This is a genomic window from Pelistega sp. MC2, from assembly GCF_900099475.1.
GTDB lineage: Bacteria > Pseudomonadota > Gammaproteobacteria > Burkholderiales > Burkholderiaceae_B > Taylorella > Taylorella indica.
The window spans coordinates 322967-341848 of the sequence record NZ_LT628276.1; the positions used below are offsets into that span (position 1 = coordinate 322967).

13 protein-coding genes and 1 tRNA gene are annotated in these 18882 nt (G+C 40.5%); 13 read left to right on the forward strand and 1 reads right to left on the reverse strand.

Annotation, left to right across the window (positions count from 1 at the left end; all coding sequences use genetic code 11):
* The first annotated feature begins 8 nt into the window (after window positions 1–8).
* The 12 genes from tuf (at window position 9) to BQ4443_RS11915 (ending at window position 15526) form a co-directional block, all read left to right on the forward strand.
* Entirely contained in the window at window positions 9–1199 is a 1191-nt protein-coding gene (gene tuf, locus BQ4443_RS11860; protein ID WP_023950739.1) for an elongation factor Tu, read from the forward strand.
* Between the two features lie 72 nt (window positions 1200–1271).
* Window positions 1272–1347: transfer RNA gene (locus BQ4443_RS11865), tRNA-Trp, on the forward strand.
* Between the two features lie 33 nt (window positions 1348–1380).
* A complete protein-coding gene (gene secE, locus BQ4443_RS11870) occupies window positions 1381–1764 on the forward strand; it encodes a preprotein translocase subunit SecE (RefSeq protein ID WP_023953112.1) in 384 nt (127 codons plus the stop codon).
* Between the two features lie 9 nt (window positions 1765–1773).
* Window positions 1774–2313 carry a transcription termination/antitermination protein NusG gene (gene nusG, locus BQ4443_RS11875; protein WP_023953114.1) on the forward strand — a complete coding sequence of 180 codons (540 nt, stop codon included), beginning with the start codon at window positions 1774–1776 and terminating at the stop codon, window positions 2311–2313.
* 69 nt (window positions 2314–2382) lie between these two features.
* A complete protein-coding gene (rplK, locus tag BQ4443_RS11880; RefSeq protein ID WP_023953116.1) occupies window positions 2383–2814 on the forward strand; it encodes a 50S ribosomal protein L11 in 432 nt (143 codons plus the stop codon).
* A 2-nt stretch (window positions 2815–2816) separates the two neighbouring features.
* Window positions 2817–3515 (forward strand): 50S ribosomal protein L1, encoded by a 699-nt coding sequence (gene rplA / locus BQ4443_RS11885; protein ID WP_023953118.1) that lies wholly within the window; start codon window positions 2817–2819, stop codon window positions 3513–3515.
* Between the two features lie 225 nt (window positions 3516–3740).
* Window positions 3741–4241 (forward strand): 50S ribosomal protein L10, encoded by a 501-nt coding sequence (gene rplJ, locus BQ4443_RS11890; protein ID WP_023953120.1) that lies wholly within the window; start codon window positions 3741–3743, stop codon window positions 4239–4241.
* 57 nt (window positions 4242–4298) lie between these two features.
* A complete protein-coding gene (gene rplL, locus BQ4443_RS11895) occupies window positions 4299–4673 on the forward strand; it encodes a 50S ribosomal protein L7/L12 (RefSeq protein ID WP_023953122.1) in 375 nt (124 codons plus the stop codon).
* Between the two features lie 191 nt (window positions 4674–4864).
* Window positions 4865–8980, forward strand: a complete 4116-nt coding sequence (gene rpoB, locus BQ4443_RS11900; protein WP_071059248.1) for a DNA-directed RNA polymerase subunit beta — start codon at window positions 4865–4867, stop codon at window positions 8978–8980.
* Window positions 8980–13239, forward strand: coding sequence for a DNA-directed RNA polymerase subunit beta' (gene rpoC / locus BQ4443_RS11905; protein ID WP_023953124.1), 4260 nt, complete (start codon window positions 8980–8982; stop codon window positions 13237–13239). The genes rpoB and rpoC overlap by 1 nt, the downstream gene beginning before the upstream one ends.
* Window positions 13240–13433: 194 nt before the next feature.
* Window positions 13434–13826, forward strand: coding sequence for an IS66 family insertion sequence element accessory protein TnpB (gene tnpB, locus BQ4443_RS11910; RefSeq protein WP_083331814.1), 393 nt, complete (start codon window positions 13434–13436; stop codon window positions 13824–13826).
* Between the two features lie 86 nt (window positions 13827–13912).
* Window positions 13913–15526: an IS66 family transposase gene (locus BQ4443_RS11915; RefSeq protein ID WP_143000618.1), complete on the forward strand. Its 1614-nt coding sequence runs from the start codon at window positions 13913–13915 to the stop codon at window positions 15524–15526.
* Window positions 15527–15656: 130 nt separating this feature from the next.
* On the opposite strand, the gene ggt is transcribed toward BQ4443_RS11915, so the two are convergent.
* On the reverse strand, window positions 15657–17426 hold the full coding sequence (gene ggt, locus BQ4443_RS11920) for a gamma-glutamyltransferase (RefSeq protein WP_071059250.1): 1770 nt from the start codon (window positions 17424–17426) through the stop codon (window positions 15657–15659).
* A 547-nt stretch (window positions 17427–17973) separates the two neighbouring features.
* Here ggt and BQ4443_RS11925 point away from each other — a divergent pair.
* A complete protein-coding gene (locus tag BQ4443_RS11925) occupies window positions 17974–18879 on the forward strand; it encodes a siderophore ABC transporter substrate-binding protein (RefSeq protein ID WP_071059252.1) in 906 nt (301 codons plus the stop codon).
* Window positions 18880–18882 lie beyond the last annotated feature (3 nt).

Consider the following 18882-nt stretch of genomic DNA (forward strand, 5'->3'; position numbering starts at 1 on the left):
CTTGGGTCATGGCAAAAGAAAAGTTTGAACGTACCAAACCGCACGTAAACGTAGGTACAATTGGTCACGTAGACCACGGTAAAACCACATTAACAGCAGCGATTACTACTGTCTTATCGAAAGAGTTCGGTGGTGAAGCGAAAGACTATGCGGCGATTGATGCGGCACCTGAAGAGCGTGCACGTGGTATTACGATTAATACTTCACATGTAGAGTATGAAACAGCGACACGTCACTATGCACACGTAGACTGCCCAGGTCACGCTGACTATGTAAAAAACATGATTACAGGTGCAGCGCAAATGGACGGAGCGATTTTAGTATGTTCAGCCGCTGACGGTCCAATGCCACAAACACGTGAGCACATTCTATTATCACGCCAAGTAGGCGTACCTTACATCATCGTGTTCTTAAACAAAGCCGACATGGTAGATGATGAAGAGTTATTAGAGTTAGTGGAAATGGAAGTGCGTGAGTTGTTATCAAAATACGACTTCCCAGGTGATGATACGCCAGTCATTAAAGGTTCTGCGAAATTAGCGTTAGAAGGCGACGAAGGTCCATTAGGTAAACAAGCGATTTTAGCGCTAGCGGAAGCATTAGACTCATACATTCCAACACCAGAGCGTGCAGTGGATGGTACATTCTTGATGCCAGTAGAGGACGTTTTCTCAATTTCAGGTCGTGGTACAGTGGTAACAGGCCGTATTGAGCGTGGTATCATTAAAGTGGGTGAAGAGATTGAAATTGTTGGTATTCGTGAAACAGCGAAAACAACATGTACAGGCGTAGAGATGTTCCGTAAGTTACTTGACGAAGGTCAAGCGGGTGACAACGTTGGTTTATTACTACGTGGTACAAAACGTGAAGACGTAGAGCGTGGTCAAGTGTTAGCGAAACCAGGTTCAATCAAGCCACATACAAACTTCTCAGCAGAAGTGTATATTTTATCGAAAGAAGAAGGTGGTCGTCATACCCCATTCTTCCAAGGTTACCGTCCACAGTTCTACTTCCGTACAACAGACGTAACAGGTACAATTACGTTACCAGCGGATAAAGAGATGGTATTGCCAGGCGATAACGTAGCGATGGATGTTGAGTTAATTGCGCCAATCGCGATGGAAGAAGGTTTACGCTTTGCGATCCGTGAAGGTGGCCGTACAGTCGGTGCCGGTGTGGTTTCTAAAATCACTAAATAATTTATTTTATAAATTATTGTTGTAAAATCCCGAGTAGTCGTGTAGACTACTCGGATGCTTTTGAAAAGCAATAGGGGTATAGCTCAATTGGCAGAGCGTCGGTCTCCAAAACCGAAGGTTGTAGGTTCGATTCCTACTGCCCCTGCCACAAATAGAAGCGGAACAATCCGCATAGAAAAATATGTCAAACAGTAGCCAAGTCGAAACCGTTTCTAATTCAGGTGATAAAGTTAAAGTTATTCTAGCCATCGTTGTATTGGTAGCTGGAATTTTTGCTTATTCATTTTTTACTGATTATAGTATTTATGCCCGCTTAGGGATGTTTCTTGTTGGTCTAGTAGTGGCTATAGCTTTATTAGCAATAAGCGATACTGGCAAGAGAATATTGGGCTTTGCAACAGGATCATATGCTGAGCTAAAACGTGTTGTATGGCCAACACGTAAAGAAACTATCCAAATGACAGGGATTGTATTTGCTTTTGTCGCAGTAATGGCTATTTTACTGTGGATAATTGATAAATTAATTACTTGGATTGTGTATGGCGTCGTTCTAGGTTGGAACTAAGGACAGCTTATGAGTATGCGTTGGTATGTAGTACACGTTTTCTCTGGTATGGAGAAAAAAGTTCATAGTTCTTTATTAGAGCGAATTGAACAACAAGGTTTACAAAATTCTTTTGGTCGCATCCTTGTGCCTACAGAAGAAGTTGTAGAGAGCCGTGGTGGTACACGAGCTGTTAGTGAACGTAGAATTTTTCCTGGCTATGTATTAGTTGAGATGGAATTCTCTGATGAAGCATGGCACTTAGTTAAGAATACTAATCGTGTAACAGGCTTTTTGGGTGGTGGTCCAAATTCACGACCTACACCTATTCCACAACATGAAGTTGATCGCTTGTTATCTCAAATTCAGGAAGGTGGTGAGAAACCACGTCCTAAAATTTTATTTGAAGTGGGTGAGTCTTTGCGTATTAAAGAAGGCCCATTCGCTGATTTCAATGGTGTTGTTGAAGAAGTTAACTACGAAAAAAATAAAGTTCGTGTGAATGTAATGATTTTTGGTCGTAGTACACCTGTAGAATTAGATTTTAGCCAGGTTGAGAAAACAGTTTAATATTGTTTTTTTGATCTGATTTATTAACCCCGGGGAGCCTTTGGCGTATAACCCGTAAGGAGCAAAAAAATGGCGAAAAAAATCGTCGGCTTTATCAAGCTTCAAGTACCTGCTGGTAAAGCAAATCCATCACCACCGATTGGTCCTGCATTAGGTCAACGTGGTTTGAACATTATGGAATTCTGTAAAGCATTCAATGCTAAAACACAAGGCATGGAACCTGGTTTACCAATTCCAGTAGTGATTACTGCTTATGCAGATAAATCATTTACGTTCATTATGAAAACACCTCCAGCGACTATTCTTATTAAGAAAGCTGCTGGCGTTCAATCTGGTTCTGCACGTCCTCACTTAGATAAAGTAGGTAAATTAACACGTGCTCAAGCAGAAGAAATTGCAAAAACAAAAGCCCCAGACTTAACAGCAGCTGATTTAGATGCAGCTGTACGTACTATTGCAGGTAGTGCGCGTAGTATGGGTATTACTGTTGAGGGTGTATAATTATGGCAAAATTATCTAAACGCGCTGCAGCTATTGCAGCAAAAATTGATCGCAATAAATTATACCCAGTGACAGAGGCATTAGCTTTGGTAAAAGAAACAGCTACAGCTAAATTTGATGAATCTATCGATGTAGCTGTACAATTAGGCATTGATCCTAAGAAATCTGACCAATTAGTACGTGGCTCTGTTGTTTTACCAGCTGGTACAGGTAAAACAGTACGCGTAGCTGTATTTGCTCAAGGCGAAAAAGCTGAACAAGCTAAAGCGGCTGGTGCAGATATCGTTGGTATGGAAGATTTGGCTGAGCAAGTTAAAGCTGGTAATATCAATTTTGATATTGTTATCGCTTCACCAGATACAATGCGTGTAGTAGGTACATTAGGTACAGTATTAGGTCCACGTGGTTTAATGCCTAACCCTAAAGTGGGTACAGTGACTCCTGACGTTGCAACAGCAGTAAAAAATGCAAAAGCAGGTCAAGTACAATACCGTACAGATAAAGCGGGTATCATTCACGCAACTATCGGTCGTGCTTCTTTCAATGTAGAACAACTACAAGAAAACTTAGTTGCTTTAGTTGATGCATTAAATAAAGCTCGTCCTGCTGCTGCTAAAGGTGTGTATTTACGTAAATTAGCCGTATCATCTACAATGGGTGGTGGTGCTAAGGTTGATACAGGCTCAGTAGCAACAAACTAATTCTTTAGGTGGTGGGCTTTTATAGCTTACACCACTTAAAATGGGCTACTTAAATTTTTAAGTAGATGTCCAAGACCGTAGGGATCATTGATTTAATCCGCTTCGGCCCTACGCAGACGGTAGTCCTGAATAAGAAATAAACAAGTTATCTTGTCTGTCTTTTTAGGTTGCCGCGCTGGTTGAAATACATTTTGTATTTCTCTTATTAACAGTCGGAGGTAGACCTTGAGTCTCAATATTGAAACCAAGAAAGCTACGGTAGAAGAGATTAGTAAAGCAATTGCTAATGCTCAAACTATGGTTGTAGCTGAGTATCGCGGTATTAGTGTTGCCAGTATGACTGAATTACGTGTAAATGCTCGTAAAGAAGGCGTATATTTACGTGTTCTTAAAAATACATTAGCACGTCGTGCAGTTGAAGGTACTCCTTTTGCAAACTTATCTGATCACATGGTTGGTCCGTTAGTTTATGCTGTATCTGAAGATGCAGTTGCAGCAGCAAAAGTATTGCACCAATTCGCGAAGCAAGAAGATAAAATCGTCTTGAAAGCAGGTTCTTATAACGGCGAACTTTTAGATAGTGCTAAAGTAGCAGAATTAGCTTCTATCCCAAGTCGCGAAGAACTATTGTCAAAACTATTGTTCGTTATGCAAGCTCCTTTATCAAGCTTGGCGCGTGGTTTGGCTGCTTTGGCAGAGAAAAAAGCTGGCGAAGAAGCCGCTTAATTTCAGATTTTATTCAATTTAAAAATTTAGATTATCAATATTTAGGAGTTTAATAGCATGGCTATTACTAAAGAAGACATTTTAGAAGCCGTTGGTTCATTAACAGTAATGGAACTAAACGAATTAGTTAAAGCATTTGAAGAAAAATTTGGTGTATCAGCTGCTGCAGTTGCAGTTGCTGCTGGTCCAGCTGCTGCAGGCGGTGGCGCTGCTGCTGAACAAACAGAGTTCACAGTAGTTCTAGCTGAAGCTGGTTCTTCTAAAGTTAACGTAATTAAAGTTGTACGTGAAATCACTGGTTTAGGTCTAAAAGAAGCTAAAGACTTAGTTGATGGTGCTCCAAAACCATTGAAAGAAGGTCTAAGCAAAGCTGAAGCTGAAGAAGCTAAGAAAAAATTAGAAGAAGCTGGTGCTAAAGTAGAATTAAAATAATTCTTCCTTAGAAATCCCCCGGAGAGAGCAATTTTGCCCTCTTCGGGTTTTTGCGTCTTTCGAAAAAAACATTTTATTTAAGCTAAAATCCCCTAATAAAGGGTCAGAAAGTGATTTTTTCTGAAGTCGTAAATCCCTATAGAATTATGGAATCACCATAATATCTACAACCCTCTCGAGTCGGAGTGCTCATGCCTTACTCGTATACAGAAATAAAACGTATCCGTAAAAGCTTTGCTAAACGTGAAGAAGTTCAGGATGTCCCATACCTGTTAGAGACGCAGTTACATTCATACCGTACATTTTTGCAACAAGATATTGGTTCGCAAAAACGTAAAAATGAAGGTTTACAAGCTGCTTTTAATTCAATTTTCCCTATCGAAAGTGCTAATGGATTAGCTCGCTTAGAGTTCGTTGGTTACACTTTACGTGACCCTGTATTTGATGTGAAAGAATGTCAATTACGCGGTCTAACTTATCATTCATCTCTATACGCTAAAGTTCGCTTAGAATTACTTGATCGTGAGGCTAGCAAGCCAACGGTTAAAGAAGTGAAAGAAGAAGAAGTTTATATGGGTGATTTACCCTTAATGACTGATACTGGTTCTTTCATTATCAATGGTACTGAGCGTGTGATTGTATCTCAGTTACATCGTTCTCCAGGCGTATTTTTTGAGCATGATCGTGGTAAAAATCACAGCTCAAGCAAGTTGTTATTCTCTGCTCGCGTGATTCCTTACCGTGGTTCATGGTTAGATTTTGAATTTGATCCAAAAGATTACTTATACTTCCGTATTGACCGTCGTCGTAAGATGCCGGTGACTACGTTATTAAAAGCTATTGGTTTAAACAATGACCAAATTCTAGCAACATTCTTTGATTTTGAAAGCTTTGAGCTACGTGAAGACGGTGCTGTTATGGCATTCGTACCTGAGCGTTGGAAAGGTGAAATCGCTCGTTTTGATATTACTGATAAGAAAGGTAATGTCCTTGTAGAAAAAGATAAGCGTATCAATGCTAAAAACATCAGAGATATCTCTAATGCGAAATTAGACAAAATTTCAGTACCTGATGATTTCTTATTAGGTCGTGTGATTGCTAAGACAATTACGGATCCAGAATCTGGTGAAGTCTTAGCACAGGCTAATGCTGAAATTACAGAAGCATTATTAGCAAACTTACGTGCAGCTGACATTAAGAAATTTGAGACTATCTATACCAATGAATTAGAACATGGTGCTTATATTTCAGCTACCTTAAGTACTGACGATACAGCGGATCAAATGGCTGCTCGAGTAGCGATTTATCGTATGATGCGTCCAGGTGAACCTCCAACCGAGGAAGCTGTAGAAGCCTTATTCCAACGCCTATTCTATAGTGAAGAAAGCTATGACTTATCGGCAGTTGGTCGTATGAAAGTCAATAGTCGCTTAGGTCGTGGTGCTAATCCAGAAGGTCCATTAACCTTAACAGACGAAGATATTTTAGATACTATCAAAGTGCTTGTTGAATTGCGCAACGGTCGCGGAGAGATTGACGATATTGACCACTTAGGTAATCGTCGTGTTCGCTGCGTAGGTGAGTTAGTAGAAAACCAATTCCGTGCAGGTTTAGTTCGTGTTGAGCGTGCCGTTAAAGATCGTCTAGGTCAAGCAGAATCAGATAACTTATTACCGAATGATTTGATTAACTCTAAACCAATTTCAGCGGCTATTAAAGAGTTCTTTGGTTCTAACCAATTATCTCAATTCATGGATCAAACAAACCCATTATCAGAAATCACTCATAAACGTCGTGTATCTGCATTGGGTCAAGGTGGTTTGACACGTGAGCGTGCAGGCTTTGAGGTGCGAGATGTGCACCCTACACATTATGGTCGTGTATGTCCTATTGAAACTCCAGAGGGTCCAAACATTGGTTTGATTAACTCTATGGCGTTATTTGCTCGTCTAAATGAATATGGTTTCCTAGAAACACCATATCGCAAAGTGAATGATGGCAAAGTAACAGAAATTATTGAATACTTATCAGCTATTGAAGAAAATAAATATGTTATCGCTCAGGCGAATGCTGAATTAGATGAGAAAGGTCATTTTGTTGATGACTTAATCGCTTGCCGTGAAGCAGGTGAGACAATGCTAATGTCTCCAGATAAAGTTCAGTATATGGATGTTGCTCCATCGCAAATCGTTTCAGTGGCTGCTTCGTTAATTCCTTTCCTTGAACATGATGATGCGAACCGTGCACTGATGGGTGCCAACATGCAACGCCAAGCAGTTCCTTGTTTACGTCCTGAAAAACCATTAGTGGGTACAGGTATTGAACGTACGGTAGCTGTTGACTCAGGTACAACAGTTCAAGCTGTTCGTGGCGGTATCATTGACTATGTTGATGCGGAGCGTGTTGTTATCCGTGTGAATGATGATGAGAACAAGAGCGGTGAAGTTGGTGTAGATATTTACAATTTAACGAAATACACTCGTTCTAACCAAAATACAAATATTAACCAACGTCCTATCGTGAATATTGGTGATCATGTTCAACGTGGGGATGTACTTGCAGATGGTGCTTCAACTGACTTAGGCGAATTAGCATTAGGTCAAAATATGTTGATTGCGTTTATGCCATGGAATGGTTATAACTTTGAGGACTCTATTTTGATTTCCGAAAAAGTTGTGGCCGACGATCGCTATACATCTATTCATATTGAAGAACTAAGCGTTGTTGCTCGTGAAACTAAGCTAGGTGATGAAGAAATTACACGTGATATTTCTAATTTACCAGAAGCACAACTAAATCGTTTAGATGAGTCTGGCATCGTTCACATTGGTGCCGAAGTTCGTGCGGATGACGTGTTAGTGGGTAAAGTGACACCTAAAGGTGAAACTCAATTAACACCAGAAGAAAAACTTTTACGTGCAATTTTCGGTGAAAAAGCGTCTGACGTGAAAGATACATCATTACGAGTTCCATCTGGCATGGTGGGTACTGTAATTGACGTACAGGTATTGACTGGTAAAGGTGTTGAGCGTGATAAACGTGCGCAATCAATTATTGATGAAGAACTACGTCGTTACCGTCAAGATTTGAATTCACAATTAGCTATTGTGGAATCAGATATGTTTGATCGTTTACACAAAGTATTGCTAGGTAAAAAAGTAAATGGTGGTCCTAACCAATTAGCAAAAGGATCTACTATCACAGCAGATTATCTAGAAAAAGTAACACCATGGCATTGGTTTGATATTCGTGTTGCTGATGAGGATGTTGCTATTGTTCTTGAACAAGCAAAAGAATCTATCGAACAAAAACGTCATGAGTTTGAATTAAACTTTGAAGAAAAACGCAAAAAACTAACACAAGGTGATGAGTTACCTCCTGGTGTACGTAAGATGGTTAAAGTATTCCTAGCTGTTAAACGTCGTTTACAGCCTGGGGATAAAATGGCAGGTCGTCACGGTAATAAAGGTGTGGTTTCTCGCATTCTTCCAGTTGAAGATATGCCACATATGGCTGACGGTACTCCAGCAGATATCGTATTGAATCCATTAGGCGTACCTTCACGTATGAACATCGGTCAAGTATTAGAAGTTCATTTAGGCTGGGCGGCTAAAGGTGTAGGTCAGCGTCTTGCAGATATGTTAGCGGATGAGCGTAATGTTCAAATTAAAGAAGTACGTAAATTCCTAGAAACTGTCTACAATACAACCGGTAAACACGAAAACTTAGCTAATATTCCAGATGATAAATTGCTTGCTATGGCACGTAATTTAACAAAAGGTATTCCTTTTGCTACACCAGTGTTTGATGGTGCTACGGAAGAAGAAATTACACGTATGCTTGAAATTGCTTATCCTGAAGATGTGAAAGAACGCTTACATCTAACAGATTCACGCACACAAGCTTACTTAATTGATGGTCGTACAGGTGAACCATTTGAGCGTCCAGTGACTATTGGTTACATGCACTATTTGAAACTACATCACTTAGTTGATGACAAAATGCATGCTCGTTCTACAGGACCTTACTCACTAGTAACACAGCAACCATTAGGCGGTAAAGCACAGTTTGGTGGTCAACGTTTCGGTGAGATGGAGGTATGGGCACTTGAGGCTTATGGTGCATCTTATACCTTACAAGAGATGTTAACCGTGAAGTCAGATGACATTACTGGCCGTACAAAAGTTTATGAAAACATTGTTGAAGGCGATCATATGATTGATGCAGGTATGCCTGAATCATTCAATGTGTTAGTGAAAGAGATTCGCTCTTTAGCATTAGATATGGAATTGGAGGGTAAAAAATAATGAATGGATTAATTAACCTCTATAAACAAATTTCAACGGATGAACAGTTTGATGCCATTAAAATTGGCATCGCTTCTCCGGACAAAATTCGTTCTTGGTCATATGGTGAAGTTCGTAAACCAGAAACCATTAACTACCGTACATTTAAGCCTGAACGCGACGGCTTGTTTTGTGCAAAAATCTTTGGACCAATCAAAGACTATGAGTGCTTGTGTGGTAAATATAAGCGCTTAAAACACCGTGGTGTTATTTGTGAAAAATGTGGTGTTGAAGTTACTGTGACCAAAGTGCGTCGTGAACGTATGGGTCATATTGAATTAGCTAGTCCAGTAGCACATATTTGGTTCTTAAAAAGCTTGCCTTCTCGCTTAGGTATGGTGCTTGATATGACATTGCGTGATATTGAACGCGTGTTATATTTTGAAGCATGGTGCGTTATCGACCCTGGTATGACTCCGTTAAAACGTGGTCAAATCATGAGTGACGATGAGTACTTCACAAAAGTTGATGAATACGGTGATGACTTTACTGCGCTTATGGGTGCAGAGGCTGTGCGTGAATTATTACGCACTATTGATATTGATAAAGAAGCGGAATTATTACGTTCTTCTTTAGATACGACTAAATCGGACGCTAAAGTTAAGAAAATTTCTAAGCGTTTAAAAGTTATTGAAGGCTTCCAAAAATCAGGTTTAAAACCTGAATGGATGATTATGGAAGTATTACCAGTACTTCCTCCAGACTTACGTCCATTAGTGCCACTAGACGGTGGTCGTTTTGCGACTTCTGATCTAAACGATTTATATCGTCGTGTGATTAACCGTAATAATCGTTTAAAACGTCTTCTTGAGCTAAAAGCACCAGAAATTATTCTACGTAATGAAAAGCGTATGCTTCAAGAAGCAGTTGACTCATTATTAGACAATGGTCGCCGTGGTAAAGCTATGACTGGCCCTAATAAACGTCAATTGAAATCTCTTGCCGATATGATTAAAGGTAAGGGTGGTCGTTTCCGTCAAAACTTATTAGGTAAACGTGTTGACTATTCTGGTCGTTCAGTAATTACTGTGGGTCCACAATTGAAATTACATCAATGTGGGTTACCAAAATTAATGGCATTAGAGTTATTCAAGCCATTTATCTTCAATCGCTTAAAAGCGATGGGCTTAGCATCAACATTCCGTGCGGCTAAGAAAATGGTAGAAACTCAAGAGCCAGTCGTTTGGGATATTCTAGAAGAAGTCATTCGTGAACACCCTGTAATGCTTAACCGTGCGCCTACATTGCACCGTTTAGGTATTCAAGCATTTGAGCCGCAGTTAATTGAAGGTAAAGCAATTCAGTTACACCCATTAGTATGTGCAGCATTCAACGCCGACTTCGACGGTGACCAAATGGCTGTTCATGTGCCTCTATCATTAGAAGCACAAATGGAAGTTCGTACATTGATGCTAGCATCTAATAACGTCTTGTTTCCTGCGAGTGGTGAGCCATCAATCGTGCCTTCTCAAGATACGGTATTGGGTCTTTACTATACTACTCGTGAACGTATCAATGGCAAAGGCGAAGGTATGTTCTTTGCGGATATCCAAGAGATGTTGCGTGCTTACAATAGCGGTGAAGTGGGACTACAAAGTCGTATTACCGTACGCTTAAACGAGTATGCAAAAGATGAAAATGGTGAGTTTAAAGCGACCCTAAAACGAGTTGAAACTACTGTTGGCCGTGCCTTATTATCAGAAATTTTACCTAAGGGCTTACCATTCAGTGTGTTGAATAAGCCATTGAAGAAAAAAGAAATTTCGCGCTTAATTAACCAATCTTTCCGCCGTTGTGGTTTACGTGATACGGTTATCTTTGCAGATAAATTACTACAATCAGGTTTCCGCCTAGCGACTAAAGCAGGTATTTCAATTGCTATGGGCGATATGTTGATTCCTAAGGCAAAAGAAGAAATTCTTGCTCAAGCCAGTGCTGAAGTAAAAGAGATTGATAACCAATATTCATCAGGTCTTGTAACAGCACAAGAGCGTTACAATAACGTGGTTGATATTTGGGGTAAAGCAGGTGATAAAGTTGGTAAAGTGATGATGGAACATCTATCAACTGAGCCTGTGGTGAATCGTTTTGGTGAAGAAGTTCGTCAAGAGTCATTTAACTCTATTTATATGATGGCTGACTCTGGTGCCCGTGGTTCGGTTGCTCAGATTCGTCAGTTAGCAGGTATGCGTGGTCTAATGGCAAAACCTGACGGCTCTATCATTGAAACGCCAATTACAGCGAACTTCCGTGAAGGTTTGAACGTACTTCAGTACTTTATTTCAACTCACGGTGCTCGTAAAGGTCTTGCTGATACGGCGTTAAAAACAGCTAACTCTGGTTATTTAACTCGTCGTCTAGTTGACGTGACTCAAGACTTAGTGATTACTGAACAAGATTGCGGTACATCTAACGGTTATGTCATGAAAGCCTTAGTTGAGGGTGGTGAGGTAATCGAGCCATTACGTGATCGTGTATTAGGTCGTGTAACTGCTACAGATGTTGTTAATCCAGATACCCAAGAAACAGTGATTTTCGCTGGTACATTACTTGATGAAGATAAAGTGGAACTCATTGATAAATTAGGTATCGATGAAGTGAAAATCCGTACTCCATTGACGTGTGAAACTCGTCGTGGTCTATGTGCACATTGCTATGGCCGTGATTTAGGTCGTGGCTCATTAGTAAATACTGGTGAAGCCGTTGGTGTGATCGCTGCTCAGTCTATCGGTGAACCAGGTACACAGCTAACCATGCGTACGTTCCACATTGGTGGTGCGGCATCTCGTGCGTCTTTAGCTTCTGCTGTAGAAACAAAATCAGCTGGTCACGTAGGGTTCGCTGGTAGTATGCGCTATGTAACCAATGCTAAAGGTGAGCGTATTGCTATTTCTCGTTCAGGTGAGATTGTTGTATATGATGATCAAAACCGTGAACGTGAACGTCATAAAATCCCTTATGGTGCAACCGTGCTTGTAGGTGATGGTGAACAAGTTAAAGCTGGCGCTCAATTAGCGACATGGGACCCATTAACTCGTCCAATCGTATCAGAGTACAAAGGTGCTGTTCGTTTCGAAAATATCGAAGAGGGCGTTACTGTTGCGAAACAAGTGGATGAAGTGACAGGTCTTTCAACACTTGTAGTGATTACACCTAAGACTCGTTCAGGTAAATCAGCTTTACGTCCACAAATCAAGCTTCTAAACGAACAAGGTGAAGAAGTGAAGATTATTGGTTCAGAACATTCAGTAAATATTACATTCCCAGTGGGTGCATTGATTACTGTACGTGATGGACAAGCAGTAGATGTAGGTGAAGTACTTGCTCGTATTCCTCAAGAATCACAAAAAACACGTGATATTACCGGTGGTCTTCCACGAGTTGTTGAGTTATTTGAAGCACGTTCTCCGAAAGATGCAGGTATTCTTGCTGATGTTACAGGTACTGTTTCATTTGGTAAAGATACTAAAGGTAAACAACGTCTTGTTATTACTAAAGTAGATGGTACAACACATGAATTGTTGATTCCTAAAGAGAAACAGGTTTTAGTTCATGACGGTCAAGTGGTTAACCAAGGTGAATTAATTGTAGACGGCCCAGCTGATCCACATGATATTCTTCGCTTGAAAGGTATTGAAGCGTTAGCTCAATACATTGTGAATGAAGTACAAGACGTTTATCGTTTACAAGGTGTGAAGATCAATGACAAACACATTGAAGTGATTGTTCGTCAGATGTTACGTCGCGTGAATATTGTTGATGCTGGTGATACCTCATTTATCCCTGGTGAACAAGTTGAACGTTCTGCAATGCTTGATGAAAATGATCGTGTACGCACAGATGATAAACGCGAAGCAACTTATGAAAATATCTTATTAGGTATTACTAAAGCTTCTCTATCAACTGACTCATTCATTTCTGCAGCATCATTCCAAGAGACAACTCGTGTCTTGACTGAGGCAGCCATTATGGGTAAACGCGATGAATTACGTGGTCTAAAAGAAAACGTTATTGTTGGTCGACTCATTCCTGCAGGTACTGGCTTGTCATATCATAATGCTCGCCATGCTAAGGAAGAGGCTGAACAGCAAGATCGTTTAGCACAACGTGCTCAAGAAAACCCATTTGCGGATAGTACTGAAACAGCGCCAGTTTCACTAGAAAGTGCAATGGCTCCTTTCTTTACAATGCCAAGTAGTTCATCAGATAACGAAGAGTAATTAAACATATTCAACCTTAGTTTTTTAAGGTTTGTGCTTAGTATTAAATACCCTCTAAGGTTGCAATCTTAGAGGGTATTTTTATGCTTACTAGCAATGATTCGTAAGGTAAGCGGTAAGCGTCCGGTGAACACATGTATTCATTCCTGCTAAATTGCGCGACACTATGGTTTTGTGTATGTTAGGAGAAATCAATGCCGTCTTTAATGCGTATTGAGACCGCCCAACGAGTGGGAATTCAAGAGCAAGCGTCTAGCCTACTGGCACTAGATAAAATCATCCTGGTGAGTGAGGCGACAGATTTACGAGCGGGGATGGATACCTTGCGCACTAAGGCAATTCAGCGCTTTGGTCAGGTGGCACCTCACGAAGCCTATGTGTTTATGAATCGCACGCACACGCTTCTTAAATTACTCATGCACGATGCGATGGGGTCGTGGCTATGTGTTCGTCGACTACATGAAGGACGCTTTCACGGTGCAGGCTCACGGATGAATCCGGCGCTGTCAGCAGAACAACTGCAGGCCTTAGCCTTGGGGCTGCCTTGGCATCGTTTAGGTGAAGCCGGTATCTATCGTTATTGTTAGTTTGATCGTGAACTAAATGGGGCGATCTTGTCAATTAGGTATTCTCGGGATCGCTTCTTTTATCGGCATAAGGCATACTACGTCTTATGCCGAATTCTTTTGCTTTTCTTTCCTCTGATTTATCCCAGTTAACTGCTGAGCAGTTGCGCGAACTCGTGCTGCAACAACAAGCCTTAATTGCTCAACAAGACGCATTGATTGTAAAAAAAGCAGCACAGGTGGAAGAAAAGGATCTGGCCTATCGTCGTGTTCTGAGCGCTTACGAACAAGTGAAGATGGAGTTGGCGATCTTAAGACGTATCAACTTTGCTAAACGTAGCGAACAGCTCCCTGACCTACAAGCGAAACTTTTTGAAGATGACGCCCATGAGGATTTGGCTGAGCTAGAAACGATGTTAGACAACATCGGTCAGCAATTAACGTCCATGAGTGGTCAAGAGCACACACCTCGCACACCGTCTCGTATGCGTTTGCCGGCGGAATTGCCCTCGGTGGATATTCATTATACGTTGGAAAGCACGACCTGTGGTTGTGGTGCTGAGATGCGTCATCTTGGGGATGATGTGAGTCAGAAACTGGATTATGTGCCCGGTACTTTTAGCGTGGAGAATCACATTCGTCCGAAATACGTGTGTGATTGTTGCAAGACCCTCAATCAAGCGCCGGTACCTCCTCACATCATTGATAAGGGGTTGGCAACGACCGGACTGCTGGCGACAGTACTGATCATGAAGTATGCTGACCATCTGCCGTTGCACCGTCAAGAAGCCATCTTTGAGCGCAGCGGTGTACGCATTGCCCGTTCTACGCTGGCGGATTGGGTAGGCACCTGTGGCGCACAGTTACAACCGCTCGTTGATGCTTTACGCCAAGAGGTGCTCTCGCATTCGGTATTGCATGCCGATGAGACCCCCATCACTTACATGCACCATAAAAAGGGCAAAACGCAACGTGGTTATTTCTGGGTCTATGCCCCGGGTGCTTATGAGCAGATGAAAGCGGTGATTTATGACTTTAAGCCAGGTCGCTCAGGCGCTCATGCCCGCGAATTCTTAGGCGATTGGCGCGGTAGTCTGATGTGTGATGATTACGCCGGTTATAAAGCCCTCTTTGCCGATGAGCAAGTGATTGAGGGGGGATGTTGGGCGCATGCGCGTCGCAAATTCCACGATATTTACCAAGCCAACGGCAGCTCAGTGGCTGAACAGGCCTTACAACAAATCCAACGACTTTATCACTACGAGGCCGAGGCCAGGAACTTAAGTCCACCGGAGCGATTAGCCCATCGACAACGCCACATGGAGCCGGCACTTAAGCAATTAGAAAGGTGGTTGCGTAGTCAGTTTGAGCTGGTGCCGCCGAACTCGGCGATCGCCAAAGCCATTCGTTACAGCCTGAACAATTGGCTTGCCTTGACGCGCCTCTTGGAAGACGCTCAACTGCCGATGGATAATAATGCGGTAGAGAATTTGATACGTCCACTCGCGATTGGTCGCAAGAATTGGCTCTTTGTAGGTTCAGAGAAAGCGGGTCGACGTGCGGCTGCGGTGATGTCGTTAATTCAATCGGCTAAGCTCAATGGCCATGACCCTTATGCTTACCTTAAGGATGTGTTGGAACGATTGCCGACACAGAAAGCGAAGGACATTACTGAGCTTCTGCCTCATCGTTGGCAAGCGCCAAACGACACCAAGAATTAACACAATGCCCCGACAAAATCGGGGCATTGAACGTTTAAAAACGGAAGTCAATCGGAGTTCACCGGACGCTTACAAAGTGAGATGGAGGATATTAAAAATACCCTTTTAATTTCAACTTACAACAATTATTTTAATAACCTAGTGTTTTTCCATCAGGATTACGTGGGTCGGAATAGCCATAAAATCCACCGTCTCTAGCTTGAATAATTTGGATGCGTCCCATTGGGGCTTTGAGGCTTATTTTATGTCCTTTACTTGCCAAAATAGCTAATGTATCAGGACTGATACCTTCTTCGATACGTAACTCATCAGGTAACCATTGGTGATGAACGCGAGAGGTTATAATGGCTTCTGCTGGATTCATGCCGTGGTCAATCGTATTTAAGATACTCTGTAGTACAGTAGTAATAATTCGTGCACCACCAGGACTGCCAGTAACTAACCAAGGCTTATCTTCTTTTAAGACTATAGTTGGGGTCATAGATGATAGGGGGCGTTTTTTAGCTTCAACAGCATTAGCATCACCACCAATTAAACCAAATGCATTTGCGACGCCAGGTTTGGCAGAGAAATCATCCATTTCATTATTTAACAAAATCCCTGTTCCTTCAGCAACAATACCACTGCCAAAATTCAGATTTAGGGTATAGGTCACAGCTACCGCATTACCATTATTATCCATGACAGAATAGTGTGTAGTTTGATCGCTTTCATAGGCCTGTGGTTTACCGGGCTTAATTTCAGCGGCGACACGAGCTTTATTCTCATTAATATGCTGGATTAATTCTTTGGCGTAGTCTTTTGAGGTTAAGCCTTTAACAGGGACTTTGACAAAATCAGGATCACCTAGATATTCAGAACGATCAGCATAAGCTAATTTCATTGTCTCTGCTAAATAGTGAATAGTTTTTGCACTATTTGATCCATATTCTGCTAGAGGATAATTTTCCAGCATATTTAAAATTTGAACTAAATGTACTCCTCCTGAGCTGGGAGGTGGCATAGTGACTATTTTGTAGCCACGATACTCCCCCTCAATTGGTTTACGCTCTACTGCCTTATAGTTTTTCATATCTTCTAGGGTGATTAACCCTTTATGCTTGCTCATTTCAGCGACAATTTTTTCGGCAATTTCACCCTCATAAAATACTTTAGATCCATTTTTAGCAATCAATTTTAAAGAGTTTGCTAAGTCTTGTTGGATCAATCGCTCACCAGCGGAAATGGGATTCTCACCATTAAAAAAAATTTTCTTAGTACTATCCCATTTGCCTAGATTATCTTTTTCTGTTTTTAATGTGTCGGCTAAAGTTTGGCTGACAATAAACCCATCTTCTGCTAATTTAATTGCAGGAGCGATAACTTCTTCTAAAGACAAACTACCCCATTTTTTTAAAGCTAACTCCATGCCCGCAACAGTACCAGGCACTCCTACGGCAAAATGGGTATATAAAGACTTACCATCAATGACATTACCTTTTTCATCTAAATACATATCTTTTGTGGCCTTTGAGGGAGCCATTTCTCTGAAGTCAATAGTCATATTTTGATGAGATTTAGCATCGTGTACAACCATAAAGCCACCACCCCCAATATTGCCAGCATTAGGTAAAACAACCGCTAATGCAAATCCCATAGCAACGGCAGCATCCACAGCATTACCTCCCTTTTTAAGCATTTCAACACCGGCTTGAGAGGCGAGTTCTTGCTCTGAGGCTACCATACCGTGGACACCATAGATGGGATGGAAAATATCTTTACTGCTATCATAACGTTCCGCTGCAACTTGGGTTTGGGTCATGGAAGGGGGTACTTTGGCATAAAGCGTAATAGGCGTACCAAAAGCCAAGGTAATTGCCAAACTACCAAGTAAAAATTTTCTCTTAAATTGAGTTTCCATAGCTGTCTCCTTTTTATAGATAAAAATATTTTTTAAGTTATAGTTAAAAGTTTAAATATAAACTTTTATAGTTGAAGCTTTATATTAGAATAGTTAAAAGATTGTTTTTAAACTAGTTTTTGTTGCTTGAATAGGTTATCAACCGTCGAGGCTAGATATTAGTAATTAGGAACTTAATTTCCACTTATTATTATTACACAATGTGCCGATTGTTGCACTATAGGTAGTTGTGACAAAGAGTAGTTATTTTTTCTGCTTATACGTGGATAGAGTATATGGCTATTCATGAAGCATTATTTTTTATTCTTAATAATCCCTTTATGAAAGATATGATGCATAGTACGGCTCAATTTAATCTGCTTAAGTAAAGTATTTATGTCTGTACGACTGATAAGTGACATTATTAGACAAAAAAGTGTAGATATTTTTGCGAAGTCTTTTTTATTACTAGAATTATAAAATTTTACATCTTATAATAAGAAATATTCTCATTTCTATTTTTATTTATTGAGATTTTAATTAGTTAATTAGTGATGGATTGTTAGTAATGAAAGCATTATTTTTTAGAACAGTTGCCGCTACTGTAATGGGGTTGGCGGCGATTAGTGTGCAAGCGGTAGAAGTCCAAACAGCACATGGTAACGTTAAATTTGATAAGCCATTAAGCGATAACATAGCAGTATATGATGTAGGTGCATTAGATAGTATTACTGCTTTAGGCATAACACCAAAAGGAACATCTGATGCAGTTGGGGTAAGTTATTTACAAGATGTTTATAAACAATCAACAAAAGTAGGTACATTATTTGAGCCAGATTTAGAGAAGCTAAATGCATTAAAACCAGAAGCTGCTTTTATTGGTGGTCGTATGTCACCTAAATATGAAGAAATTCAAAAGGTAGTTCCTGTTGTTGATATGAGTAATCCTAAAGGTGTTGTATACAATATCAGTCGGACAAAAGAGGTTTTAACTGAATATGGTAAGTTATTTGCTAAAGAAGACAAAGCAGCAGAGTTAAATAAAAATTTAGATGAAGAACTAGAGAAAACTAAGCAATTAACTCAAGGCAAAAAAGCGTTGATGATATTAGTCAATGGACAAAAAGTATCTTCTTATTCAGAGGGTTCTCGTTTTGGATATTTATTTAGTGATTTGGGATTTATTCCTTTAGATGAGAAAAAATCTGAAGGTCGTCATGGTAATCCTGTTTCATTTGAGTTTATTAAAGAAAAAAATCCTGACTGGTTAATCGTGATGGATAGAACGACAGCAACAAATGGTAAAGGGGATAGTGCAAAAGTTGTACTAGAAAACGCTTTATTAAAAGATGTTGCCGCATTTAAAAATAATCATGTAATTTACTTAGATAGTTCATCGTACCTTGCATCTGGTGGCTATCAACAAATGATGCTTGAACTTAAATTATTAAGAGAAGCGACTATAAATAAGTAATTA